This window comes from Pseudomonas sp. AC463, assembly GCF_979253585.1.
This window is the reverse complement of sequence record NZ_CEEDDZ010000016.1, coordinates 100711-124948: the sequence shown is the minus strand read 5'-3', so window position 1 is coordinate 124948 and position 24238 is coordinate 100711. Positions and strand designations below refer to the sequence as shown.

General features: G+C 61.9%; 22 protein-coding genes and 1 pseudogene. 16 read left to right on the top strand and 7 right to left on the bottom strand.

What is annotated here, in order from left to right:
• Position 1: 1 nt before the first annotated feature.
• From AC0IYH_RS20530 to AC0IYH_RS20515, 4 genes are all read right to left on the bottom strand, one after another.
• Positions 2-1036, bottom strand: a complete 1035-nt coding sequence (locus AC0IYH_RS20530; RefSeq protein WP_122774039.1) for an ABC transporter ATP-binding protein — start codon at positions 1034-1036, stop codon at positions 2-4.
• A gap of 143 nt (positions 1037-1179) precedes the next feature.
• Positions 1180-2331, bottom strand: a complete 1152-nt coding sequence (gene ydcS / locus AC0IYH_RS20525; protein WP_122774037.1) for a putative ABC transporter substrate-binding protein YdcS — start codon at positions 2329-2331, stop codon at positions 1180-1182.
• A 71-nt stretch (positions 2332-2402) separates the two neighbouring features.
• The gene (locus AC0IYH_RS20520; protein WP_177411962.1) at positions 2403-3860 is read right to left on the bottom strand and encodes a gamma-aminobutyraldehyde dehydrogenase; all 1458 of its coding nucleotides are present in this window, start codon (positions 3858-3860) and stop codon (positions 2403-2405) included.
• Positions 3861-3992: 132 nt separating this feature from the next.
• Positions 3993-4904 carry a LysR family transcriptional regulator gene (locus AC0IYH_RS20515; RefSeq protein WP_012722545.1) on the bottom strand — a complete coding sequence of 304 codons (912 nt, stop codon included), beginning with the start codon at positions 4902-4904 and terminating at the stop codon, positions 3993-3995.
• Between the two features lie 167 nt (positions 4905-5071).
• Between AC0IYH_RS20515 and AC0IYH_RS20510 the strand changes: the two genes are divergently transcribed.
• The 16 genes from AC0IYH_RS20510 (at position 5072) to AC0IYH_RS20435 (ending at position 22421) form a co-directional block, all read left to right on the top strand.
• Positions 5072-5779, top strand: a complete 708-nt coding sequence (locus tag AC0IYH_RS20510; RefSeq protein ID WP_116628418.1) for a tellurite resistance TerB family protein — start codon at positions 5072-5074, stop codon at positions 5777-5779.
• Between the two features lie 172 nt (positions 5780-5951).
• Positions 5952-7574, top strand: a complete 1623-nt coding sequence (locus AC0IYH_RS20505) for a HAMP domain-containing methyl-accepting chemotaxis protein (protein ID WP_116628417.1) — start codon at positions 5952-5954, stop codon at positions 7572-7574.
• Positions 7574-8086: a chemotaxis protein CheW gene (locus tag AC0IYH_RS20500; RefSeq protein ID WP_471835949.1), complete on the top strand. Its 513-nt coding sequence runs from the start codon at positions 7574-7576 to the stop codon at positions 8084-8086. The genes AC0IYH_RS20505 and AC0IYH_RS20500 overlap by 1 nt, the downstream gene beginning before the upstream one ends.
• Entirely contained in the window at positions 8083-9339 is a 1257-nt protein-coding gene (locus AC0IYH_RS20495) for a CheR family methyltransferase (RefSeq protein ID WP_471835947.1), read from the top strand. The genes AC0IYH_RS20500 and AC0IYH_RS20495 overlap by 4 nt, the downstream gene beginning before the upstream one ends.
• A complete protein-coding gene (locus AC0IYH_RS20490; protein ID WP_116628414.1) occupies positions 9336-10037 on the top strand; it encodes a chemotaxis protein CheW in 702 nt (233 codons plus the stop codon). Before AC0IYH_RS20495 ends, AC0IYH_RS20490 begins: the two co-directional genes overlap by 4 nt.
• On the top strand, positions 10034-12304 hold the full coding sequence (locus AC0IYH_RS20485) for a response regulator (protein ID WP_471835945.1): 2271 nt from the start codon (positions 10034-10036) through the stop codon (positions 12302-12304). The genes AC0IYH_RS20490 and AC0IYH_RS20485 overlap by 4 nt, the downstream gene beginning before the upstream one ends.
• Positions 12301-13311, top strand: a complete 1011-nt coding sequence (gene cheB, locus AC0IYH_RS20480) for a chemotaxis response regulator protein-glutamate methylesterase (protein ID WP_122774022.1) — start codon at positions 12301-12303, stop codon at positions 13309-13311. Before AC0IYH_RS20485 ends, cheB begins: the two co-directional genes overlap by 4 nt.
• Positions 13312-13362: 51 nt before the next feature.
• Positions 13363-14364 carry a diguanylate cyclase gene (locus AC0IYH_RS20475; RefSeq protein WP_122774020.1) on the top strand — a complete coding sequence of 334 codons (1002 nt, stop codon included), beginning with the start codon at positions 13363-13365 and terminating at the stop codon, positions 14362-14364.
• Between the two features lie 917 nt (positions 14365-15281).
• Positions 15282-16377, top strand: a protein-coding gene (gene prfB / locus AC0IYH_RS20470; protein ID WP_101267159.1) for a peptide chain release factor 2 whose coding sequence is annotated in 2 segments (ribosomal slippage) — positions 15282-15353 and positions 15355-16377 — 1095 coding nt in all. Because the reading frame shifts where the segments join, the coding sequence is not laid out codon by codon here.
• Positions 16378-16440: 63 nt separating this feature from the next.
• Positions 16441-17943: a lysine--tRNA ligase gene (gene lysS / locus AC0IYH_RS20465; protein WP_116628410.1), complete on the top strand. Its 1503-nt coding sequence runs from the start codon at positions 16441-16443 to the stop codon at positions 17941-17943.
• Between the two features lie 106 nt (positions 17944-18049).
• A complete protein-coding gene (locus tag AC0IYH_RS20460) occupies positions 18050-18766 on the top strand; it encodes a TetR family transcriptional regulator (protein WP_116628409.1) in 717 nt (238 codons plus the stop codon).
• Positions 18767-18782: 16 nt separating this feature from the next.
• Complete coding sequence (locus AC0IYH_RS20455; RefSeq protein ID WP_471835942.1) at positions 18783-19331, top strand: hypothetical protein; 549 nt, start codon at positions 18783-18785, stop codon at positions 19329-19331.
• Positions 19332-19352: 21 nt separating this feature from the next.
• Positions 19353-20630 carry a flavohemoglobin expression-modulating QEGLA motif protein gene (locus AC0IYH_RS20450; RefSeq protein ID WP_116628407.1) on the top strand — a complete coding sequence of 426 codons (1278 nt, stop codon included), beginning with the start codon at positions 19353-19355 and terminating at the stop codon, positions 20628-20630.
• Between the two features lie 188 nt (positions 20631-20818).
• Positions 20819-21721, top strand: a complete 903-nt coding sequence (locus tag AC0IYH_RS20445; RefSeq protein ID WP_471835940.1) for an alpha/beta hydrolase — start codon at positions 20819-20821, stop codon at positions 21719-21721.
• Positions 21718-22044 (top strand): hypothetical protein, encoded by a 327-nt coding sequence (locus AC0IYH_RS20440; RefSeq protein ID WP_471835938.1) that lies wholly within the window; start codon positions 21718-21720, stop codon positions 22042-22044. The genes AC0IYH_RS20445 and AC0IYH_RS20440 overlap by 4 nt, the downstream gene beginning before the upstream one ends.
• A 125-nt stretch (positions 22045-22169) precedes the next feature.
• Positions 22170-22421, top strand: a complete 252-nt coding sequence (locus AC0IYH_RS20435; protein ID WP_241092332.1) for a hypothetical protein — start codon at positions 22170-22172, stop codon at positions 22419-22421.
• 50 nt (positions 22422-22471) lie between these two features.
• On the opposite strand, the gene lptF is transcribed toward AC0IYH_RS20435, so the two are convergent.
• From lptF to AC0IYH_RS20420, 3 genes and pseudogenes are all read right to left on the bottom strand, one after another.
• Positions 22472-23257, bottom strand: a complete 786-nt coding sequence (gene lptF / locus AC0IYH_RS20430) for a lipotoxin F family OmpA-related lipoprotein LptF (protein ID WP_116628404.1) — start codon at positions 23255-23257, stop codon at positions 22472-22474.
• Positions 23258-23312: 55 nt separating this feature from the next.
• Positions 23313-23738 (bottom strand): DUF4398 domain-containing protein, encoded by a 426-nt coding sequence (locus tag AC0IYH_RS20425; protein ID WP_116628403.1) that lies wholly within the window; start codon positions 23736-23738, stop codon positions 23313-23315.
• A 284-nt stretch (positions 23739-24022) separates the two neighbouring features.
• Positions 24023-24121: pseudogene (locus AC0IYH_RS20420) on the bottom strand (pilin assembly protein); the annotation flags it as partial.
• Positions 24122-24238: the final 117 nt, after the last annotated feature.

The window sequence follows — 24238 nt, the reverse complement described above, 5'->3', positions numbered from 1 at the left end:
GTCACACCTCGCCTGCGCTGTCGGTGAGGGTGGTCATGGCTTCGCGCGCCCAGCGTGCGGTGATCGGCTGGCCCACCGCATGGCCGCTGCTGATGTCCAGCCACTGGTTGTTGGCCTGGCTGATATTCAGCGCCTGGCCGTTGTCCAGTTTGAGTTCATAGCGGGTGGCGCTGCCCTGGTACTGGATGTCGTGCAGCACGCCGGTCACTTCCACTTGGTCGGCGCCCAGCGGGCCTTCGGCAAAACGTACGTGTTCCGGGCGAATCGAGAAGGGCTGCGGGCTGCCGCTGAGGCGTTGGGCCAGTTCGCCGCGAATCACATTGGAGGTGCCGACGAATTCGGCGACAAAGGCGGTGGCGGGCTTCATATATAAGTTGCGCGGCGTATCGACCTGCTCGATGCGGCCCTTGTTGAATACGGCCACGCGGTCGGACATCGACAGCGCTTCGGTCTGGTCGTGGGTCACGAAGATAAAGGTGATGCCGAGCTGGCGTTGCAGCTTTTTCAGCTCGCTTTGCATCTGCTCGCGCAGCTTCAGGTCGAGGGCGCCGAGGGGCTCATCCAGCAGCAACACGCGCGGGCGATTGACCAGCGCGCGGGCCAGGGCAACCCGTTGGCGTTGGCCGCCGGAAAGCTGCACCGGCTTGCGGTCGCCGTAGCCGCCGAGGGCGACCATGCCCAGCGCCTCTTCGGCGCGGTTGAGGCGTTCGGCCTTGCCCACGCCCTTGACCTTGAGGCCGTAGGCCACGTTGTCACGCACATTCATGTGGGGGAACAGCGCGTAATCCTGAAACACGGTGTTCACGTCGCGCTGGTACGGCGGCAAGCCGGCGGCTTCCTCGCCATGGATACGGATCGAGCCTGCGCTCGGTTGCTCGAACCCGGCGATCAGGCGCAGGCACGTGGTTTTGCCCGAGCCGGAAGGGCCGAGCATGGAAAAGAACTCGCCGTCCTGGATATCGATGGAAACCCGGTCAACGGCTTTCACTTCGCCGAACTGACGGGAAACGTGGGTGAATTGGACTGCAAGCGTCATGGTGCGGTGCTCCAAAAAGGCGCGGGTCGTCGCAGCGGCCCGGCCTGGACTTCTGAAAAATCAATACGTTACTGAGTTCGACTCGGACCAAATATGGGAGGGGGCAAGCCCCCTCCCACAGGGTTCTCTGTAGTCTGGGAGAGCTATCTGCCGCCCATAATCGCGATGTAATCCTGGGTCCAGCGGCTGTACGGCACGAACTTGCCGCCTTCAGCCTGCGGGGTTTTCCAGAAGGCGATCTTCTCGAACTGGTCGAACCCGTTGGTCTTGCAGCCTTCGGCGCCGAGCAATTCGCTTTCCTTACAGGCCGCAGGCACTGCCGGCAGCGAACCGAACCAGGCGGCGACGTCGCCCTGAACCTTCGGCTGCAGCGACCAGTCCATCCACTTGTAGGCGCAGTTGGGGTGCTTGGCCTCGCTGTGCAGCATGGTGGTGTCGGCCCAGCCGGTGGCGCCTTCTTTCGGGATAGTCGAGGCAATCGGCTGCTTCTCGTTGACCAGGCCGTTGACCTGGTACGGCCACGCGCTGGACGCCACCACGCCTTCGTTCTTGAAGTCACTCATTTGCACGGTGGTGTCGTGCCAGTAGCGGTGGATCAGCGGTTGCTGGGCGCGCAGCAGCTCAAGTACGGCCTTGTACTGGGTTTCGGTCAGCTCGTACGGGCTTTGAATGCCCAGTTCCGGCTTGGTGCTCTTGAGGTACAACGCCGCGTCGGCGATGTAGATCGGGCCGTCGTAGGCTTGTACGCGGCCTTTGTTCGGCTTGCCGTCGGGCAGGTTCTGCGGGTTGAACAACACGTCCCAGCTGGTGGGCGCGGTCTTGAACACGTTGGTGTTGTACATCAACACGTTCGGGCCCCACTGGTACGGGGTGCCGTAGGTTTGCTGGCCGACCACATACCACGGCGCATCTTTCAGGCGCGGGTCGATGTTCTTCCAGTTGGGGATCAACGCGGTGTTGATCGGCTGCACACGCTTGCCGACAATCAACCGCAGCGACGCATCGCCGGAGGCGGTGACCAGGTCATAGCCGCCCTTGGCCATCAGGCTGACCATTTCGTCAGACGTGGCGGCGGTTTTCACATTGACCTTGCAGCCGGTTTCCTTCTCGAAACCGCTGACCCAGTCGTAGGCCTTGTCGCTTTCGCCACGTTCGATATAGCCGGGCCAGGCGACGATATCCAGCTGGCCTTCACCGGCGCCCACCGCCTTGAGCGGTTCGGCGGCCTGAATGCTGACGCTGGCCAGCAGCGCGGTGGTCAAAGCGCTGAGCAATGCGGTCTTGTGCGCAGACATGGGGGTTCCCTCTTCTTTAATTATGGTCGGGGCAGTGTGTGAAGCCGTAACGCATGAGCTTAGTTGTTGTTTTAAAGATGCTGGCCGTGGCGCGCCATGATGTGACGCACCACGCTGTAGTCCTGTAGCGAGTCGCTGGACAGATCTTTCCCATACCCCGAGCGCTTCAAGCCGCCGTGGGGCATTTCGCTGACCAGCATGAAATGGCTGTTGATCCAGGTGCAGCCGTATTGCAGGCGCGCGGCCACTTGCATGGCCTTGTCCAGGTTCTGCGTCCACACCGAGGAGGCCAGGCCGTATTCGGAGTCGTTGGCCCAGTCCACCGCCTGTTCCAGTTCATCGAAGCGGGTCACGGTGACGACCGGGCCGAACACTTCGCGCTGCACGATTTCATCATTCTGTTTGCAGCCGGCGAGCAGGGTCGGCTGGTAATAGAAGCCGGCGCCGGAATGCACGGCGGCGCCGGTGACCCGTTCGATATGCGGCTGGCCGAGGGCGCGCTCGACAAAACTGGCGACGCGGTCGCGCTGGCGGGTGCTGATCAGCGGGCCGAGCTCGTTGTCGGCATCGCGCTTGCCGGCAAAACGCAGGCTGCTGACCGCCGCGCCCAGCTCGGCGACCAACTTGTCGTGAATGCCGGCCTGGGCGTAAATGCGGCAGGCGGCGGTGCAGTCCTGGCCGGCGTTGTAGTAGCCATAGGCGCGCACGCCGTCGACCACGGCTTGCAGGTCGGCGTCGTTGCAGACGATCACCGGCGCCTTGCCGCCGAGTTCCAGGTGCGTTCGTTTGAGGGTTTTGGCGGCGGCCTGGAGGATTTTTTGCCCGGTGACGATATCGCCGGTCAGCGACACCATGCGCACCTTGGCATGGCTGACCAGGTGGCTGCCGACGCCTTCACCGCCGCCACACAGGATGTTGATCACGCCGCGCGGTAACAAGTCTTTCAGCACTGGGGCCAAGGCGAGGATCGACAACGGCGTATGTTCCGACGGCTTGAACACCAGGGTATTACCGGCGGCCAGGGCCGGGGCGATTTTCCACGCGGCCATCATCAGCGGGTAATTCCACGGCGCAATCGAGGCCACTACTCCGATAGGGTCGCGCCGCACCATGCTGGTGTAGCCCGGCAGGTACTCACCGCTGAGCTGCCCGGTCTGGCAGCGCACGGCGCCGGCGAAGAAGCGGAACACGTCGACAGTGGCGCTCAAGTCATCCTGGCGCGCCAGATGCAGCGGCTTGCCGCAGTTCAGCGATTCCAGGCGGGCGAGGTAGTCGGCTTGTTTTTCGATGGCATCGGCGATGCCCAACAGGATGTTCGAGCGCTGCTGCGGGGTGGTCCGTGACCAGCCGGCAAACGCGCGATGGGCGGCGAGGATCGCGCTTTCGACCTGCTCGGTGCTGGCTTCGGCGATCTGGGTGAGTACTTCACCGGTTGCCGGGTTGAGGATCGGCTCGGCAAAACCCTGGCCCTGGACCAGTTCGCCGTCGATCAGCAACGCAGTGAGCAGCGGGGTGGGCGCGCCGGACATTTTTCGCGATCTCTTTTCTTGTGTGGCCATGGGCGTTCTCTTACAAGGCGCCTGACCTTCTCTTATGGATGAACTGAGAGTAGAGGTCGGGCGCGAGGTCAACAAATACTAAATACTGAATGCAGCATTCGATTAAATAGATGGCTTGCGTGGGTGCGGCTGTTCGCGGGCCACGGTCAGGAACGGGTCGACCAGTGCCGGGCGCGCGGTACCGCGGCGCCAGGCCAGGCCTACGTCGAGGGTCTGGCTGAGGTCGGCAATCGGCCGCGCTTCAATAATGTCGCCCTCCAGGGACCAGGGGCGGTAGGTCATGTCGGGTTGGATCGATACGCCCAGGCCCGCCGCCACCAGGCTTCGGACCGCTTCCGTTGATGCCGTGCGTAACGTGACACGCGGTTGTAGTCCCGCCCCGGCCCACAGGCGCTGGGCGTTGTGGCCCATTTCGTCGACGTTAAGCTGGATCAGCGGCTCGCGCGCCACGTCGGCGAGGTTGATGCTGTCGTGTTCCAGCAGCGGGTGTTGCGCCGGCAGCCACAGGCGGTGGGGCGAGTGAGTGAGGACTTCGGTCTGCAAGGCGTGGCGGTCTTCGAGGTTGGAGAGGATCAGCACGCCCACATCGATCTCGCCGCTGACCAGCAAATGCTCGATATACGGGCGCTCATCCTCCATCACGCGGATTTCCACATTGGGATAGGCACGCTGGAAGCGCGTGAGCAAATCCGCCAGGTAATAACCGGCCACCAGGCTGGTGACGCCGATGATCAACTGCCCGGCCACCTGGTCGGTGCTCTGTTGCAGGCTGCGCTTGGCGTTGTCGACGGTGGCCAGGATCAAGTGCGCCTGGCGCAGGAACTGGTGGCCCTGGTGGGTCAGGGTCATGCCCTTGGCATGGCGGTTGAACAGGTTGACGCCGATTTCCTGCTCCAATTGCTGGATCGCCAGGGTCAGCGTGGACTGGGAAATGAATGCGGTCTGCGCGGCGGCGGAGATCGAGCCGGTCTCGGCTACGGCGATGAAATGCCGGATTTGACGCAAGGTCATCATGCTGGAATTACCAGTGGGGTGTTTTTATAGATTTGTTCGAGTGTATATCGATTTAAGCGAAGGGCAGCGGAGTTACATCTGGAAGCACTCTAGATCGTGGTTTTTTGGCACTTAGTTTTACGCTGGGGGCCTATTGGTCCTACGAACCCAGTGTCTGGAGGCTACGAATGAATACCCGTGGATTGCTCGATCAGTTGCTTAAATCCGGTCAGGACATGCTGCAGAACAAGGCTGGTGGCCAGCGTAAAGGCGAAGACAAGGGCGCCCTTGGCGGTCTGCTCGGCGGCGGCGGCCTTGGCAGCCTGCTGGGCGGTGCGGGCGGCGGTGCGCTGGCGGCGGGCGCCATGGGCCTGCTGCTGGGCAATAAAAAGGCACGCAAATTCGGCGGCAAGGCGCTGACCTATGGCGGCCTGGCTGCATTGGGCGTCATCGCCTACAAAGCCTATGGCAACTGGCAGGCCAACCAGGCCAGCGCGCCCCAGGGCGAGCCGCAAACCATCGACCGCCTGCCGCCGGCGCAGGTTGAGCAACACAGCCAGGGCATCCTCAAGGCACTGGTAGCGGCGGCAAAAGCCGACGGGCATGTGGATGAGCGCGAGCGAGAGTTGATCGAGGGCGAGTTCACCAAGCTGGACAACGACCGCGAGCTGCAGCAATGGCTGCATGCCGAGCTGAACAAACCCCTGGACCCGGCCGATGTCGCCCGCGCCGCCAGCACGCCGGAACTGGCCGCCGAGATGTACATCGCCAGCGTGATGCTGGTGGATGAGGAAAACTTTATGGAGAAGTCCTATCTGGATGAGTTGGCGCGCCAACTCAAACTGGAGCCCGGCTTGAAGGCCGAGCTGGAAAAGCAGGTGCGCCTGAGCCAGTAATTACCGGTTTTACATAAATCCAATGTGGGAGGGGGCTTGCCCCCTCCCACTTTTAGTATGTGAACATTGAGCATTTTGCATTCTGTGAGCGCTACATCAAAACCCGTTGATTAATGAGGGCTTCTGCTCAGCTATACTCCCCTCCATTTGAATGGCACTTCGAGGAATTACTGTGAAGAACTGGACCTTGCGCCAACGGATCCTGGCTAGTTTTGCGGTCATTATCGCCATCATGCTGTTAATGGTTGTGGTCTCTTACTCACGGTTATTGAAAATCGAAACCAGCCAGGAAGCGGTGCGTGACGACGCAGTGCCCGGGGTTTACCTCAGTTCGATGATCCGCAGCGCATGGGTCGACAGTTACTTGCAGACCATCGATATCATTGGTCTGCGCGAGGATAAAACCTTCACCAATGCCGACAAGGCTGACTACCGTACCTTCGAAGCGCGCATTGAACAGCAGATGGCCAATTACGAAAGAACCGTGCGCACCCAGGCTGATCGCATGGAATTCGATAACTTCAAGGCCGCACACACCAACTACAACAAAGTCCTCGAGCAAGTGCTGGACCGCGTCCAGAACAACGACCTCCCCGCCGCGCGCGTGCTGCTTGAAGAGCAGCTGACGCCGATCTGGACCGAAGGTCGCATGAAGCTCAATGACATCATCACGGAGAACAAGAACGTCTCCGACCGTGCCACCGCGGCCATCGATGATGCCGTCTCCGCCGCTAAAATCAGTATGTTCGTGTCCCTCGCCGTGGCCATCCTCGCCGCCGGCCTGTGCGGGCTGCTGCTGATGCGCGCGATCATGGCGCCGATGCAGCGCATCGTTGAAATCCTCGACACCATGCGCACCGGTGACCTCAGCAAGCGCCTGAACCTTGCGCGCAAGGACGAGTTCAACGCGGTGGAAACCGGCTTCAACGACATGATGACCGAGCTCACCGCCCTGGTGTCCCAGGCCCAGCGTTCGTCGGTGCAGGTGACCACCTCGGTCACCGAGATTGCCGCCACCTCCAAGCAGCAACAGGCCACTGCCACCGAAACCGCCGCGACCACCACCGAAATCGGTGCCACCTCGCGAGAAATCGCCGCCACGTCCAAGGACCTGGTGCGCACCATGACCGAAGTGTCCACCGCCGCCGACCAGGCCTCGGTGGCCGCCGGCTCCGGCCAGCAAGGCCTGGCGCGCATGGAAGAAACCATGCACTCGGTGATGGGCGCTGCCGACCTGGTGAACGCCAAGCTGGCGATCCTCAATGAGAAGGCCGGCAACATCAACCAGGTGGTGGTGACCATCGTCAAGGTCGCCGACCAGACCAACCTGCTGTCGCTCAACGCGGCTATCGAGGCCGAGAAGGCCGGTGAATACGGGCGTGGCTTTGCCGTGGTCGCCACCGAAGTGCGGCGCCTGGCCGACCAGACCGCCGTGGCCACCTACGACATCGAGCAGATGGTCCGCGAGATCCAGTCGGCGGTGTCGGCGGGCGTGATGGGCATGGACAAGTTCTCCGAAGAAGTACGCCGCGGCATGTTCGAGGTGCAGCAGGTCGGCGAGCAGCTGTCGCAGATCATCCACCAGGTGCAGGCGCTGGCGCCGCGGGTGTTGATGGTCAACGAAGGCATGCAGGCCCAGGCCACAGGCGCCGAGCAGATCAACCACGCGCTGGTGCAGTTGGGCGATGCCAGCAGCCAGACGGTGGAGTCGCTGCGCCAGGCCAGCTTTGCCATTGATGAACTGAGCCAGGTTGCGGTCGGTCTGCGCAGCGGCGTGTCGCGTTTCAAAGTCTGATGAGCGACCTCGCGGCTAAACGCGGCGCCGTCCCGGCAGCGAAAAAGGCGTTGTTTCTGGTGTTCAGCATCGGCGCCGAACGCTTTGCCCTCAAGGCCACGGAAGTGGCCGAGGTGCTGCCGCGCCTGCCCCTCAAGCCTATCGCCCAGGCGCCGGTGTGGGTGGCGGGGATCTTCGCCCATCGCGGCGCGCTGGTGCCGGTCATTGACCTGAGCGCGCTGACCTTCGGCAAGCCGGCCCTGGCCCGTACCAGCACTCGGCTGGTGCTGGTCAATTACCAGCCGCAGCCGTGGGTGGAGGCGCGCTGGCTGGGGCTGATCCTGGAACAGGCCACCGACACCCTGCGCTGTGAGCTGGGCGAGTTCAAACCCTACGGCCTCGACAACCGCGCCGCGCCTTATTTGGGGTTGGTGCGCGAGGATGCCTTGGGGTTGATGCAGTGGATCGGCGTGAATGACCTGCTCACCGATGACGTGCGCGCCCTGTTGTTTGCTGCCGAGTTGAGCCTATGAGCAACGACCCACGCTTCTTTGCTTTCTTGAAGGAACGCATCGGCCTGGATGTGGCGTCGGTTGGCGAGGCGATCATCGAACGCGCCATACGCCAGCGCACCCAGGCCATCCAGGCAGCCACGGCGGACGCTTACTGGCAACACCTGCAAAGCTCCCAGGATGAGCAGCAGGCGCTGATCGAGGCGGTGATCGTCCCCGAAACCTGGTTTTTTCGTTACCCCGAATCCTTCGCGACCCTGGCCCGCCTGGCCACCGCGCGCCTGGTTGAGATCAAGCAGATGCGTGCGCTGCGCATCCTCAGCCTGCCGTGTTCTACCGGCGAAGAACCTTATTCGATTGCCATGGCGCTGCTGGATGCGGGCCTTGCGCCGCACCAGTTCAAGGTGCAGGGCATGGACGTCAGCCCGCTGTCGGTGGAACGCGCGCGGCGCGGGGTGTATGGCAAGAACTCGTTTCGCGGCGGCGATATCGCCTTTCGCGACCGCCATTTTATTGAGTACGGCGACGGCTTCCACATCGCCGACCGCGTGCGAGAGCAGGTGCGCCTGCAAGTCGGCAACCTGCTCGATCCGCGCCTGCTCGCCAGTGAAGCCGCCTATGATTTTGTGTTTTGCCGCAACCTGCTGATCTACTTTGACCAGCCGACCCAAAAGCAAGTCTTCGACGTACTCAAGGGCCTGACCCACGTGGACGGCGTGCTGTTTATCGGCCCGGCCGAGGGCAGCCTGTTGGGCCGCCATGGCATGCGTTCGATTGGTGTGCCGCAGTCGTTTGCCTTCAGCCGGCATGCCGAACCGCTGCCGCCTGAGCCGGTATTCGCGCCGCTGCCGCTGGTGCCGCCGCGCAGCGCCGCGCCGATTGCGCTCAAGCCAAGGCCCTTCAGCACGGCCAGCGCGCAGGTGGTGCCGATCAAGGTGCCAGCCTCCGACGCCGAGACCTTGCTCAGCCGCATCGCCACCCTGGCCAATGAAGGCAAAAGTGCCGAGGCCCGGGCTGCGTGCGAACAGTATTTGAACAACCACCCGCCGGCCGCCCAGGTGTTTTACTGGCTGGGGCTGCTCAGCGATGTGGCCGGCAGCGCCCTGGAAGCCCAGGGTTTTTACCGTAAAGCCTTGTACCTGGAACCCCAGCACGCGCAGGCCCTGATGCACCTGGCCGCCTTGCTCGAGGCCCAGGGCGACAGCGCGGGGGCGCGCCGCTTGCAGGCGCGGGCCGCGCGTAGCGAGCGAGCTGACAGTGAGCACAAACGATGAGTAGCCCCGACGCGCTCGACACCACCGGCCTCGACCTGACCCTGGCCGACACCCAAGCCATCGACGATTGCTGGAACCGCATCGGCATCCATGGCGACAAATCCTGCCCGCTGCTGGTGGACCATATCCACTGCCGCAACTGCTCGGTGTACTCCGCCGCCGCCACGCGCCTGCTGGACCGCTACGCGTTGCAGCAGGACGACCGTCGTCCGCAGGCCGCTGCCGAAATCAGCGAAGACGTGGTCACCCGCTCGCTGCTGATGTTCCGCCTCGGCGAAGAATGGCTGGGCATCGCCACCCGTTGCCTGGTGGAAGTCGCGCCGCTGCAGCCGATCCACTCGCTGCCGCACCAGCGCTCGCGGGCCTTGCTCGGCGTGGCGAATGTACGCGGCGCGCTGGTGGCGTGCCTGTCGCTGGTGGAACTGCTCGGCCTGGACAGCACCGGCAATGGCGCGACGGGCGGGCGGATCATGCCGCGCATGTTGATCATCGCCGCCCAGGACGGCCCGGTGGTGGTGCCGGTGGACGAGGTGGACGGCATCCATGCCATCGATGAACGCACGTTGAAGGCCGCATCGGCCTCCGGCACCCAGGCCAGCGGGCGTTTCACCCAGGGTGTATTGCAGTGGAAAGGCCGCAGCCTGCGTTGGCTGGACGAGGCGCAATTGTTGTCCGCCGTGACCCGGAGCCTCACATGACCCCCGACCAGATGCGCGATGCCTCGCTGCTGGAACTGTTCAGCCTGGAAGCCGACGCGCAGACCCAGGTATTGAGCGCCGGCCTGCTGGCCCTGGAGCGCAACCCGACCCAGGCCGACCAGCTCGAAGCCTGCATGCGCGCGGCCCACTCGCTCAAGGGCGCGGCGCGCATTGTCGGGGTGGACGCCGGGGTCAGCGTGTCCCATGTGATGGAGGATTGCCTGGTCAGCGCCCAGGAAGGCCGCCTGTACCTGCAACCCGAACATATCGACGCGCTGCTGCAAGGCACCGACCTGCTGATGCGCATCGCCACGCCGGGCAACGACGTGGGCCCGGCCGACATCGAGGCCTATGTGGCGCTGATGGAGCGCTTGCTCGATCCGTCGCAGCCCACCGCCAAGGTCGCGCCGCCCCCGCCAGCGCCTGCGCCGGTTATCGAAGCATTGCCACCGGAGCCCGAGCCTGCGCCGCCGGTTTCCAGCGAACTGCCGCGCCAGAACAAACGCATGACCGAAGGCGGCGAACGCGTGCTGCGGGTCACCGCCGAGCGCCTGAACAGCCTGCTCGACCTGTCGAGCAAATCCCTGGTCGAAACCCAGCGGCTCAAGCCGTACCTGGCCAGCCTGCAACGTCTCAAGCGCATTCAAAGCCAGAGCGTACGGGCCCTGGACACCTTGGACGGCCAACTCAAAACCCTGGACCTGAACCTCGAGGCCCAGGAAGCCCTGGCCGACACGCGCCGCCTGCTGGCCGAAGCCCAGGCCCTGCTGGCGGAAAAACACGCCGAGCTGGATGAGTTTGGCTGGCAGGCCGGGCAGCGTGCGCAGGTGCTCTACGACACCGCCCTGGCCTGCCGCATGCGCCCGTTTGCCGACGTGCTGGCCGGGCAGGTGCGCATGGTGCGCGACCTCGGCCGCAGCCTGGGCAAGCAGGTGCGCCTGGAAATCGAAGGCGAAAAAACCCAGGTCGACCGCGATGTGCTGGAAAAGCTCGAAGCGCCGCTCACCCATTTGCTGCGCAATGCCGTCGACCACGGCATCGAGATGCCCGAGCAGCGCGTGCTCGCCGGCAAACCCGCCGAAGGCCTGATCCGCCTGCGCGCCTCCCATCAGGCCGGTTTGCTGGTGCTGGAGTTGAGCGACGACGGCAATGGCGTCGACCTCGAGCGCCTGCGCGGCACCATCGTCGACCGGCATTTGTCACCGCTGGAAACCGCGCTGCGCCTGAGCGAGGAGGAACTGCTGACGTTCCTGTTCCTGCCGGGTTTCAGCCTGCGCGACAAGGTCACCGAAGTGTCCGGGCGCGGCGTCGGCCTGGATGCGGTGCAGCATATGGTCCGCCAACTGCGCGGCGCGGTGGTGCTGGAGCAGACGGCGGGGCAGGGCAGCCGCTTTCACCTGGAAGTGCCGCTGACCCTGTCGGTGGTGCGCAGCCTGGTGGTGGAAGTCGGCGAAGAAGCCTATGCGTTCCCGCTGGCGCATATAGAACGCATGTGCGACCTGGCGCCCGAGGACATCGTGCAACTGGAAGGCCGCCAGCATTTCTGGCATGAGGGCCGGCATGTCGGCCTGGTCGCCGCCAGCCAGCTGTTGCAGCGCCCGGCGGGGCAGAATGCTCAGGAAACCCTGAAAGTCGTGGTGATCCGCGAGCGCGATGCCGTGTACGGAATCGCCGTGGAGCGCTTTATCGGCGAACGCACTTTGGTGGTGTTGCCGCTGGATGATCGGCTGGGCAAGGTGCAGGATATTTCCGCCGGCGCCTTGCTCGATGATGGCTCGGTGGTGTTGATCGTCGATGTCGAAGACATGCTGCGTTCGGTGGATAAATTGCTCAACACCGGCCGCCTGGAACGCATCGCCCGGCGTAGCCAGCAGGCCACCGAAGCGCCGCGCAAACGGGTACTGGTGGTGGACGACTCGCTCACCGTGCGTGAGCTGCAGCGCAAATTGCTGCTCAATCGTGGTTATGAAGTGGCCGTGGCGGTCGATGGCATGGACGGCTGGAACGCCTTGCGTTCCGAAGACTTTGACCTGTTGATCACAGATATTGATATGCCCCGTATGGACGGTATTGAATTGGTCACACTCTTGCGCCGAGATACGCGCCTGCAATCGTTGCCGGTGATGGTGGTGTCCTACAAGGATCGCGAAGAAGATCGACGTCGTGGACTGGACGCCGGCGCCGACTATTATTTAGCCAAAGCCAGTTTCCATGACGACGCCCTGCTGGACGCCGTGATGGAACTGATTGGAGGCGCGCGGGCATGAGGATTGCGATCGTCAATGACATGCCCCTGGCGGTGGAGGCCCTGCGCCGCGCCTTGAGTTTCGAGCCTGCGCACGAACTAGTCTGGGTGGCCGGCAATGGCCTGGAAGCCGTGCAGCGCTGCGCCGAACTGACTCCGGACCTGATCCTGATGGACCTGATCATGCCGGTGATGGACGGCGTGGAGGCCACCCGCCAGATCATGGCCGAGACCCCGTGCGCGATCCTGCTGGTGACCGTCGACCGCCAGGCCAACATGAGCCGGGTGTTCGAAGCCATGGGCCATGGCGCCCTGGATGTGGTCGACACCCCGGCGCTGGGGGTGGGCAACCCCAAGGACGCGGCGGCGCCGCTGTTGCGCAAGATCCTCAATATCGGCTGGCTGATCGGCCAACGCGGCAGCCGTGTACGTACCGAAACCGCGCCCGAGCGCAACACCGGCAAACGCCAGAGCCTGGTGGCCATCGGCTCCTCGGCGGGCGGCCCGGCTGCCCTGGAAATCCTGCTCAAGGGTTTGCCCCGGGACTTTCCCGCCGCCATTGTGCTGGTGCAGCATGTGGACCAGGTGTTCGCCGCCGGCATGGCTGAATGGCTGAGCAGCGCCTCCGGCCTGCCGGTGCGCCTGGCCCGCGAAGGCGAGCCACCGCAAAGCGGCGTGGTGCTGCTGGCGGGCACCAACCACCACATTCGTCTATTGAAGGATGGCACGCTAGCCTATACCGCAGAGCCGGTGAACGAGATTTACCGGCCTTCGATCGACGTGTTTTTCGAAAGTGTGGCCAGCCACTGGAATGGCGATGCCGTCGGCGTACTGCTGACCGGCATGGGGCGCGACGGGGCCCAGGGCCTCAAGTTACTGCGTGAACAAGGTTATTTGACCATCGCCCAGGATCAGCAAAGCTCGGCGGTGTATGGCATGCCCAAAGCGGCGGCGGCGATTGATGCTGCTGTTGAAATTCGCCCACTGGATAGAATTGCGCCCCGATTGCTGGAGGTCTTCGCAAAATGATCATGACCTTCAGCGATGCTGGCTTGCAGGTAGTAATTCAGGTGACTGCACATGAATGATTTACAGATCGACGACATCAAGACCGACGAAAATGCCGCCATGGTGTTGCTGGTCGACGACCAGGCCATGATCGGCGAAGCGGTGCGACGCGGCCTGGCCCACGAAGAAAACATCGACTTCCACTTCTGCGCCGACCCGCACCAGGCGATTGCCCAGGCGATCCGCATCAAGCCCACGGTGATCCTGCAGGATTTGGTGATGCCCGGTCTTGATGGCCTGACGCTGGTGCGTGAATACCGCAACCATCCGGCCACGGCGAATATCCCGATCATTGTGCTATCGACCAAGGAAGACCCGCTGATCAAGAGCGCGGCGTTTTCGGCGGGGGCCAATGATTACCTGGTCAAGCTGCCGGACAACATCGAGCTGGTGGCGCGTATCCGCTATCACTCGCGCTCGTATATGACGCTGTTGCAGCGGGATGCGGCGTATCGGGCGTTGCGGGTCAGCCAGCAGCAATTGCTCGACACTAATTTGGTGCTGCAGCGCTTGATGAACTCTGATGGTTTGACCGGGCTGTCCAATCGCCGGCACTTTGATGAGTACCTAGAGCTGGAATGGCGACGTGCCATGCGCGATCAGACGCAGTTGTCGTTGTTGATGATTGATGTGGATTTCTTCAAGACCTACAACGACAGCTTTGGGCACGTTGAAGGGGATGAGGCGTTGCGCAAGGTGGCTGCGACTATTCGTGATGCCAGCAGCCGGCCATCGGATTTGCCGGCGCGTTATGGGGGAGAGGAGTTTGCCCTGGTGCTGCCCAACACGTCGCCCGGTGGTGCGCGGTTGGTGGCCGAGAAATTGCGCATGGCTGTGGCTGCGTTGAAGATTCCGCATATTGCGCCGGCTGAGGGGTCTAGCCTGACGATCAGCATCGGGTTGTCGACCATGACGCCGCAGCAGGGGACGGATTGTCGGCAGCTGATTCTGGCGGCGGACAAGGGGTTGTATATGGCCAAGCACAACGGGCGTAATCAGGTGGGTATCGAATAGCCTGAGGGTCGCTGCAGATCTAAATGTGGGAGGGGGCTTGCCTGGGTCTGAGTACATATCCGTTGTTTTTGTAACTGCGGCCTATGGTTCCGCTCTTACAGCGGGTCACTTTTGGCAAACGCCCCAAAAGTAACCAAAAGGTCTTCGCCCCAACACTCGGTGCCTCGCCTAGGCTCGGCATGCCCGAACGCAGGCTTGAATCCGTGGGCCGCCGCGATGGGCCCTCCTTGGCCCAGCGCGGCTAACCCGGCGTCCTGCCGGGTTACCCACGGATTCAAGCCTGCGTTCGGCCAGCGTGTTTGACGGGGCGATTCGAGATCAAAAGCCAAAGCGCGGCGGCCTTAGAGCCCGACCGGTATTGTATGTTGGAATTCGGTTAAAAATGTGGGAGGGGGCTTGCCCCCGATGAGGGTGTGTCAGTTGATAAATCCTTAGCTGACCCACTGCCATCGGGGGCAAGCCCCCTCCCACATTTTGATCTCCACAGGTCAGATGCACCGCAGCCGGCTTTTGATCTGCTTTGCTTTGGCTTTTGATTTTGATCTCAGGCGCCCCGTTAACCACGCTGGCCGAAAACAGGTAGTACGGAGCGGGTAAACCGGCAGGACGCCGGTTTAGCCGCGACGGGGCAGGGACGCCCCGTCGCGGCGGCCCGCTGCGTAGTACCTGTTTTCGGGCACACCGAGCCTAAGCGAGGTGCCGAGTGGTGGGGCAAGAGCCCTTTGCTTACTTTGGGGCTTTTCCAAAGTGAGTCGCCGTAAGGGCGAAACCATAGGTAGCCGTTACCAAAAAAAACGGATATGTACTCGGCGTTCGTAAACAGCGCCCCCGGCTTTTCGCCAAGCGGGCTGCCGCTCCCCCCCATTTGCCGTTATACTCGCCGGCTTTCAAAAGTTCGCCAACGAGTGCTGCCCGCCATGGAAATCAACCCGATCCTTAACACCATCAAGGACCTGTCCGAGCGCTCCGAAACTATTCGGGGGTATCTTTGACTACGATCAAAAGCATGAGCGTCTGACCGAAGTCAATCGCGAGCTTGAAGATCCGGCTGTCTGGAACAAACCTGAATACGCCCAAGAGCTGGGCCGCGAGCGTTCTGCGCTGGCGCAGATCGTCGACACCCTCGACGAGCTGAACACCGGCCTGGCCGACTGTCGTGACCTGCTGGACATGGCCGTCGAAGAAAACGACGAAGGCGCAGTGGGCGATGTCGTCGCCGAGCTGGCCCGTCTCGAGGAAAACCTCGCCAAACTCGAATTCCGCCGCATGTTCAGCCATGAAATGGACCCGAACAACGCCTACCTGGACATCCAGGCCGGCTCCGGCGGTACCGAAGCCCAGGATTGGGCCAACATCCTGTTGCGCATGTACCTGCGCTGGGCCGACAAACGCGGTTTCGACGCGACCATCATGGAGCTGTCCGCCGGTGAAGTCGCCGGTATCAAGGGCGCCACCGTGCATATCAAGGGTGAATACGCCTTTGGCTGGCTGCGTACGGAAATCGGCGTACACCGTCTGGTGCGCAAGAGCCCGTTCGACTCCGGCAACCGTCGCCACACCTCGTTCAGCGCGGTGTTCGTCTCGCCAGAAATCGACGACAAGGTCGAAATCGAGATCAACCCGGCCGACCTGCGTATCGACACCTACCGCTCCTCGGGTGCCGGTGGTCAGCACGTAAACACCACCGACTCGGCCGTACGTATCACCCACGTACCGACCAACACCGTGGTCAGCTGCCAGAACGAACGTTCCCAGCACGCCAACAAGGACACCGCCATGAAAATGCTGCGGGCCAAGTTGTACGAGCAGGAAATGCAGAAACGCAACGCCGCGTCCCAGGCGCTGGAAGACACCAAGTCGGATATCGGCTGGGGTCACCAGATCCGTTCGTACGTGCTCGATGCCTCGCGGATCAAGGATCTGCGCACTAACATCGAACGCAGCGACTGCGACAAGGTGCTCGACGGCGATATCGACGAATACCTGGAAGCCAGCCTGAAATCCGGCCTGTAAAAAGACGATAGGCGATCCCCGGCCTAAGTCGGGGACAACGAACCTGATGGAAAATTTAAAGACATGAGCGACCAACAACTCGACCCGCAAGCCCTGCAACAGGAAGAAAACTCCCTGATCGCCCTGCGCAAGGAAAAGCTGGCTGCCGAGCGCGCCAAGGGCAATGCCTTCCCCAACGACTTCCGTCGCGAAAACTACTGCGAAGATCTGCAGAAGCAATACGCGGACAAGACCAAGGAAGAGCTGGCAGAGGCTGCGATCCCGGTCAAGGTGGCAGGTCGCATCATGCTCAACCGTGGCTCGTTCATGGTGATCCAGGACATGACCGGTCGCATCCAGGTCTACGTCAACCGCAAGACCCTGCCGGAAGAAACCCTGGCCTCGGTGAAAACCTGGGACATGGGCGACATCATCGCAGCCGAAGGCACCCTGGCCCGCTCCGGCAAGGGCGACCTGTATGTCGAGATGACCAACGTGCGCCTGCTGACCAAGTCGCTGCGCCCGCTGCCGGACAAGCACCACGGCCTCACCGACACCGAGCAGCGCTACCGCCAGCGCTACGTTGACCTGATCGTCAACGAAGACGTGCGCCAGACTTTCCGCGTACGTTCGCAAGTGATTGCGCACATCCGCAGCTTCCTGATGGCGCGGGACTTCCTTGAAGTCGAAACCCCGATGCTGCAAACCATCCCGGGTGGCGCTGCAGCCAAGCCGTTCGAAACCCACCACAACGCGCTGGACCTGGAAATGTTCTTGCGCATTGCGCCTGAGCTGTACCTCAAGCGGCTTGTTGTTGGCGGCTTCGAGAAGGTGTTCGAGATCAACCGCAACTTCCGTAACGAAGGCGTCTCGACCCGTCACAACCCTGAATTCACCATGTTGGAGTTCTACCAGGCGTACGCCGACTACGAAGACAACATGGACCTCACCGAAGAACTGTTCCGCGAGCTGGCGCAGCTGGTGCTGGGCAGCACCGACGTGCCGTACGGCGACAAGGTGTTCCACTTCGGCGAACCGTTTGTGCGTCTGTCGGTGTTCGACTCGATTCTCAAGTACAACCCTGAGCTGACTGCCGACGACCTCAACGACATCGACAAGGCCCGCGCCATCGCCAAGAAGGCCGGCGCCAAGGTGCTGGGCTTCGAAGGCCTGGGCAAGCTGCAGGTGATGATTTTCGAAGAGCTGGTGGAGCACAAGCTGGAACAGCCGCACTTCATCACCCAGTACCCGTTCGAAGTGTCGCCGCTGGCGCGTCGCAACGACGACAACCCGAACGTCACCGACCGTTTCGAGCTGTTCATCGGCGGCCGCGAAATCGCCAACGCTTATTCCGAGCTTAACGACGCGGAAGACCAGGCCGAGCGCTTCATGGCCCAGGTGGCCGACAAGGACGCCGGTGACGACGAAGCCATGCACTACGATGCCGACTTCGTGCGTGCCCTGGAATACGGCATGCCGCCAACCGCCGGTGAAGGTATCGGCATCGACCGCTTGGTGATGCTGTTGACCAACTCGCCGTCGATCCGCGACGTGATCTTGTTCCCGCACATGCGGCCACAAGCGTAACCGTAGCGAAATCCGAAGCCGCCTTTTATAAGGCGGCTTTTTTATGTGGCGTCTTTAAGCGTCAAGCAAACAGCGCCAGGTTTTGATCTATTCAAGGATGTGTGTCGTGAACCGCGTAATCGCTCAAGAAGGCGCCGCCGGCATTGCCGCTGCCGTGGCTGAAAGCGTCCAGTACCAGGGCCGCAAGGCCAGTCGTCGGGGCAGCGAGCAACGCAGGCAAGACATTCTCGATGCGGCCATGCGCATCGTGGTGCGTGACGGCGTGCGGGCCGTGCGCCATCGGGCCGTGGCGGCCGAGGCAGGGGTGCCGTTGTCGGCCACCACCTACTATTTCAAGGATATCGATGACCTGCTCACCGATACCTTCGCGCAATACGTGGAGCGCAGCGCCGCCTTCATGGGCAAGCTGTGGGTGCGCAACGAAGGCCTGCTGCGCGAGATGGTCGCCTATGGCGATGGCAGCGCGGCGTCGCGCTCGCAACTGGCCGATGATATTGCGCGGCTCACTGCCGACTACGTGCAGCGCCAACTGGCCAACCGTCGCGACTACCTGATGGCCGAGCAGGCCTTTCGCCAAGAGGCGTTGCTCAACCCGCGCCTGGCCGAACTGGTGCGCTCCCACCAGCAGATCCTGTTGCAGGGCACGGGGCAGTTTTTCCAGGTATTGGGCTCCCGCGAGCCGCAACAGGATGCCAAAGTGTTGACGGCGATAATCGGTCGGATGGAATATCAGGGCCTGTTGGGCGGCGCAGAGCCGCTCACCGCTGACGAGATGCTTGAAATCCTCAAGCGTTACATGCATTTGGTGTTGGCCTCGGTCTGACACCGGGGGATGTCCGATGAAAACCTGGCGTGTCATGGCAATCGCCTTGTCGTTTCTGCTGTTGAGCGGTTGCCTGGTGACCTTCAAGGACCCGCTGCCGGCCCGGGAAGCGGCGCCGGATGAATTGCTGGGAAAATGGGCCAGCAAAAATGCCTGGGGTGAGCCGCTCAACCTGCAGATTACCCATGCGGGTAAAAACCAATATAAAGCCGTGAGCTACCCTACAGCCAAGCCGGGCCAGCGCGACGAGTACCTGTTTACCGTCTCGCGCCATGGCAGCCGCTGGTACCTGTCGGCGCCGTTGCCGGCCAAGCTTGGCGGGCATTTCATCCTTGCCGGGTTTGAGTTTGATGAAAAGCACGAATTGGTGGTCTACAACCTCGAGCTCGAGCAGGTCCATCAAGCTATCGGCCACAAGGCCTTGCAGGGCCATACCGTGGAAACCGTCGAAGGCGACGGCGTGCTGGTGGACAGCCCCATGAGCCAGGTGTTTGCCTACCTGGATGACCCGGCCAATGCCGATGTGTTCGTTGAAGCCGTGCGCTACCAGCGCGCGGGCAAATAACGTTTAAAGAGGAAGCACCGGGTGGACGATTACCAGCAGACGATACGCACCTTGTCTGATCGCATTGTGCTGGCGCAAACACCGATTCGCGTCCTCGACGCCGTGAAGTGGGACGAGAACATTCGCCAGGGATTCCTCAAGGCCAAGGGCAAGGAAATGCCCGCCGTGAGCCGTGACTACTACCTGAACCGCCCGCTGGCGTTCGACTCCAGCGCGGTGAAGCTGGAGTTCCAGAACATCGAACGCGACATCACCCGCCGCCTCGGCCAGTTCAGCCCGGTGGGGCAGATCATGCGCCGCATGTGCCGCGAGTACCGCATGGTGGTGCGCATGCTCGAAGCGCGCGGCACCGAGGATTTCGGCCTGATCTCCCAGGAGCTGTACGGCGCCGCCTCCGATGCGTTCCACGCCGGCGACCCGACGCTGGCCGACCTGGGCCTGATGCTCTCCGACTACCTCAACAACATCGACGGCCGTGGCGACCTCAAGGACGAAGCCAAGACCCTCACCGCCAAGGACGCCGTGGCGCTGCTGCAGACTCGCCTGAACAAGGTGTTTGGCGAGGCCGAAGAAACCATCCGCGTGTTCGAGTCCGACGGCATCGTCGCCGACGCGGCGGCGGGCGCCGACTACATCAAGATCCGCGCCGACGCGATGTTCAACGACCGCGACGTGCGCGCCCTCGAAGTGCATGAAGGCCTGGTCCACGTGGGCACCACCCTCAACGGCCAGAACCAACCAATCTGCACCTTCCTGTCCAAGGGCCCGCCGTCGTCCACCGTGACCCAGGAAGGCCTGGCGATTCTGATGGAGATCATCACGTTTGCCTCCTACCCCAGCCGCCTGCGCAAGTTGACCAACCGCACCCGCGCCATCCATATGGTGGAGGAGGGCGCTGACTTCCTGCAGGTGTTCGAGTTCTTCCGCGAGCAAGGCTTCGAGATGGCCGAGAGCTACGGCAATGCCAGCCGGGTATTCCGTGGCTCGGTGCCGAACGGTCTGCCGTTCACCAAGGATTTGTCCTACCTCAAGGGCTTTATCATGGTCTACAACTACATCCAGCTGGCCGTGCGCAAAGGCAAGCTGGAGCAGGTGCCGCTGCTGTTCTGCGGCAAGACCACCCTGGAAGACATGCGCACCCTGCGCCAACTGGTGGATGAAGGCCTGGTGGTGCCGCCCAAGTACCTGCCGGAGCAGTTTCGCGACATGAACGCATTGGCGGCGTGGATGTGTTTCTCCAACTTCCTCAACCACCTGAGCCTGGACCGGATCGAGGCGGATTACTCGAATATCCTGTAAAGAATATAACTGACGAAACCGGCTGAAAATGTGGGAGGGGGCTTGCCCCCGATGGCGGTGTGTCAGCCACCTATGTGTACCTGATTCACCGCTATCGGGGGCAAGCCCCCTCCCACATTTAAATCTCCACACGTCAGTAGATCTGCACAAGTTTGGCAATTTCATCTCAATCGCGAGGCTTTCAACGGATGAGAATCCTCGGCATTCTGTGCCTGCTACTCACATTGAACGGCTGCAGCTCGCTGCTGTTCTACCCCGAGCCCGGCTTGCCGTTTACGCCGGAAAAAGCCCACCTGGCCTACCGCGACGTCACCCTCACCACCCGCGATGGCGTGAAGCTGCACGCCTGGTGGCTGCCGGCCAAACCCGGCGTGCCGCTCAAGGGCACGGTGCTGCACCTGCATGGCAATGGCGGCAACCTGGCCTGGCACCTCGGCGGCAGTTGGTGGTTGCCGGAGCAGGGCTATCAAGTGCTGCTGCTGGACTATCGCGGCTATGGGCTGTCGGAAGGCAAACCGTCATTGCCGGCGATCTACCAGGATGTGGACGCAGCGTTCAACTGGCTCGACAAGGCACCCGAAACCCAGGGCCAGCCGCTTATCGTGCTCGGCCAAAGCCTGGGCGGCGCGCTGGCGGTGCATTACCTGGCAGAGCACCCGGAGCGCCAGGCGCAACTCAAGGCCCTGGTATTGGACGGCGTGCCCGCCAGTTACCGTGACGTAGGACAATTCGCCCTGAGTACCTCCTGGTTAACATGGCCGTTGCAGGTGCCGTTGTCCTGGCTGGTGCCGGATGCCGACAGTGCGATCCATGCCATGCCCCGGCTGACCGGCGTGCCCAAGCTGTTGTTCCACAGCCTGGATGACCCGATCGTGCCGGTGGCCAACGGCATCCGCCTGTACCAGGCGGCGCCGCCGCCCCGTGTGCTGCAGTTGACCCGAGGTGGTCACGTGCAGACCTTCGCCGACAAGACCTGGCAAACCGTGATGCTGCGTTATCTGGACGACCCCCAGCACTTCAACGGCTTGCGCCGCCTGGGTGAAATCCCGAATTACCCCATTTCCAACGTTGACTCAGAGAGCCCGCAATGAGCGAAGAACGCAACATGATCCCGCTGATCCTCACCGGCATCGGCACCATCATCGGTACCGTCGGTTGCCTGTGGTACTACGGCTACCTGCACTTCGCCAAACCCGAGGACGCGTTGCTGCTCAGCGACTTCACCCTGCTCAAGACCGTGCCCGGTGAGGACTACAAAATTTCCCTGACCCCTGCCGCCCAAGTGGCCCAGTGCGTGGATGGCGTGCTGGTAATGTTCGATACCGAGCAGAAAGGCCTCAGCGGTGTCTTGGTGAACAACAAGAAGCAGGCCGTGCGCTGCATGGGCCAGGAAACGCTGCAGTTGCAGCAATAGTTCTGCCTTCAGCCACAGGGTCGCACTCAGGAAATATTTGGAACCGTATTGCGTAAGACGCCACTGACTGGGTTGTCAGCGTTGCTGGCATCTAACTTACGCATAGCGAACCTGGGAGTTGAATAATGGATCCGATGAGTGGCATTGGTGCCATTGGCAAGATGATGGAAATGATGAAAGGCATGCAAAGCCTGGGGCAGCAAGCGGGTGGGCAGCAAGGTGCCGAAGGCGCGGAAGGCGGGCAGGGCGCTGAGAAAGGCGGCAACGACCCGTTGAAGATGCTGGAAATGATGCTGGGTGGAGGCGACAAGGCGGGCGCTAAAGACATGGCATCGATGATGCCGGAGAGCGACAACGGCCGGAAAGTCGAGGTCTGAAAATAAAAAAACCCACCGTGAGGTGGGTTTTTTCATGGTGCATCAATCAATCAGTTAGCAACGGAAGAGCGCGGCTTGACTGGCTGGTTGTCGTTGGAGATGGTCACTTCAACGCGGCGGTTCATGGCACGGCCCGAGACGCTGCCGTTATCGGCAACCGGGTATTCCTTGCCGTAACCCTGGGTCACGATGCGCGAGATATCCACGCCTTGCTGCGCCAGTGCACGTTGTACGGAAGCGGCACGGCGCTCCGACAGGCTCTGGTTGTACGAGTCGGAACCGGTGCTGTCGGTGTAGCCTTCAACGATCACTTTACGGTCTGGGTTGTCGCGCAGGAACTGCGCCAGCTTGGTGATGTTCACCAGGCCGCTGGATTTCAGGTCGGACTTGTTGGTGGCGAACAGCACGTCACCGAAGGTCACCAGCGTACCGCGATCGGTCTGCTTGGCGTTCAGGCTGTCTTGCAACTGCTTGATCTGCGCATCACGTGCATCCAGCAGGGCACGGGCACGATCGTCGCCGGCGTTTTTCAGCTTGGCTTCGGATTCACGCAGCACGATGGTGTCTTTGGCCACTTCAACGCGCTGGTTGGTCAGGTAAGCCAACTGATCAACTTTCTTTTCGTTTTCGTTATCGCGGAAGGCTTTGTCAGCCTTGTCCAGCCATTCGCTGGCGTCCTTGGTTTCCAGCGCCGCGAGCTTGGTGGCTTGCGGGTTGGTTTGCAGGGCCGAGAAATTGGTCCGTGCATTTTCCAGGTTCGCGTTCGGCGGGGTGGAGCAGGCCGCCAGTGCAACGCTCATCGCCAGCAGGGCAGGGATCATCAATTGTTTACGCATAGTCGTGTCGTCCTTTCAATTCGATATCAGGTGCGATGCAGTCACAGGAAGTGTCTTACTTCTGCTGGATAGCAGCCGGGCGCATGCCTTCCCTGCGCAGATCGTCGACGGCCTTCTGGGAGTCCGCTACAGCCTGTTCAGCCTTGGTAGCCTGGGCTTTACGCTCAGCGACGCGCGCGTCCCACTCGGCTTGTTCAGCCAGGCGACGGGCTTCGTCGTAGTTCTTGTCGTGCATGGCGATTTCGGCTTGCTTGAGCTTGTCCTGGGCCGACTTCATTTCCACGGCTGCGTACTCGGTGCCGCCGGCGCTGACCGCGCTGTTTACTGCCGATTGGGTCACGGCGTATTGCTCGGTCGGTGGGTTGCCGGCGCAGCCAGCCAAAACGAAGCTGGTGCCGATTGCCAGCGCGGCCAATTTGAGCCCGCGCAGGTGGTTAAACGAGGATTTGGCAGTGCTGGTCTTCATCGTCTTCAACTCCATTGGATTACTCCTGAGAAACATCAAAATCCATCGCAGGTGGTCAGCGGCGGCGGGCCCGGCGGTTAAGCCTGTGGCACCTATTCAAACGGCTGTTCCAAGTGATGGCTTACTGGCTGTGACCGGAGGCTTTTTTGAATAGTTCAGAGAAGATGGCGATTTGCCTAAAAAAATATCTGACTGAATGGTCAGTGTTTAAAAGTTGGAACTTTCGCACCGTGCAGCGGTACGCCGGGCCTCTGAGAGGCCCGGAATACAAGGGGTTTTCCGGGGTTTATGCGTGTTTATCAGTGCTTCGGTTCGTCGGCGCTGGCCGACAAATCATGCAGATAACGGCGTGACAAGGTGAGAAAGCGCGGGGTAGGGCCGACGTCTTCGTACAGCGGGCAGAGCAATAGAGAATTTTGTGGGCGAGCTGATCCATTAAAGGCAAGCGTAGCCCAATTTTGTCATGAGATTTGGTCGTTTCCGGGTGTCGATACCAGCACCATTTCTTGGTGTGC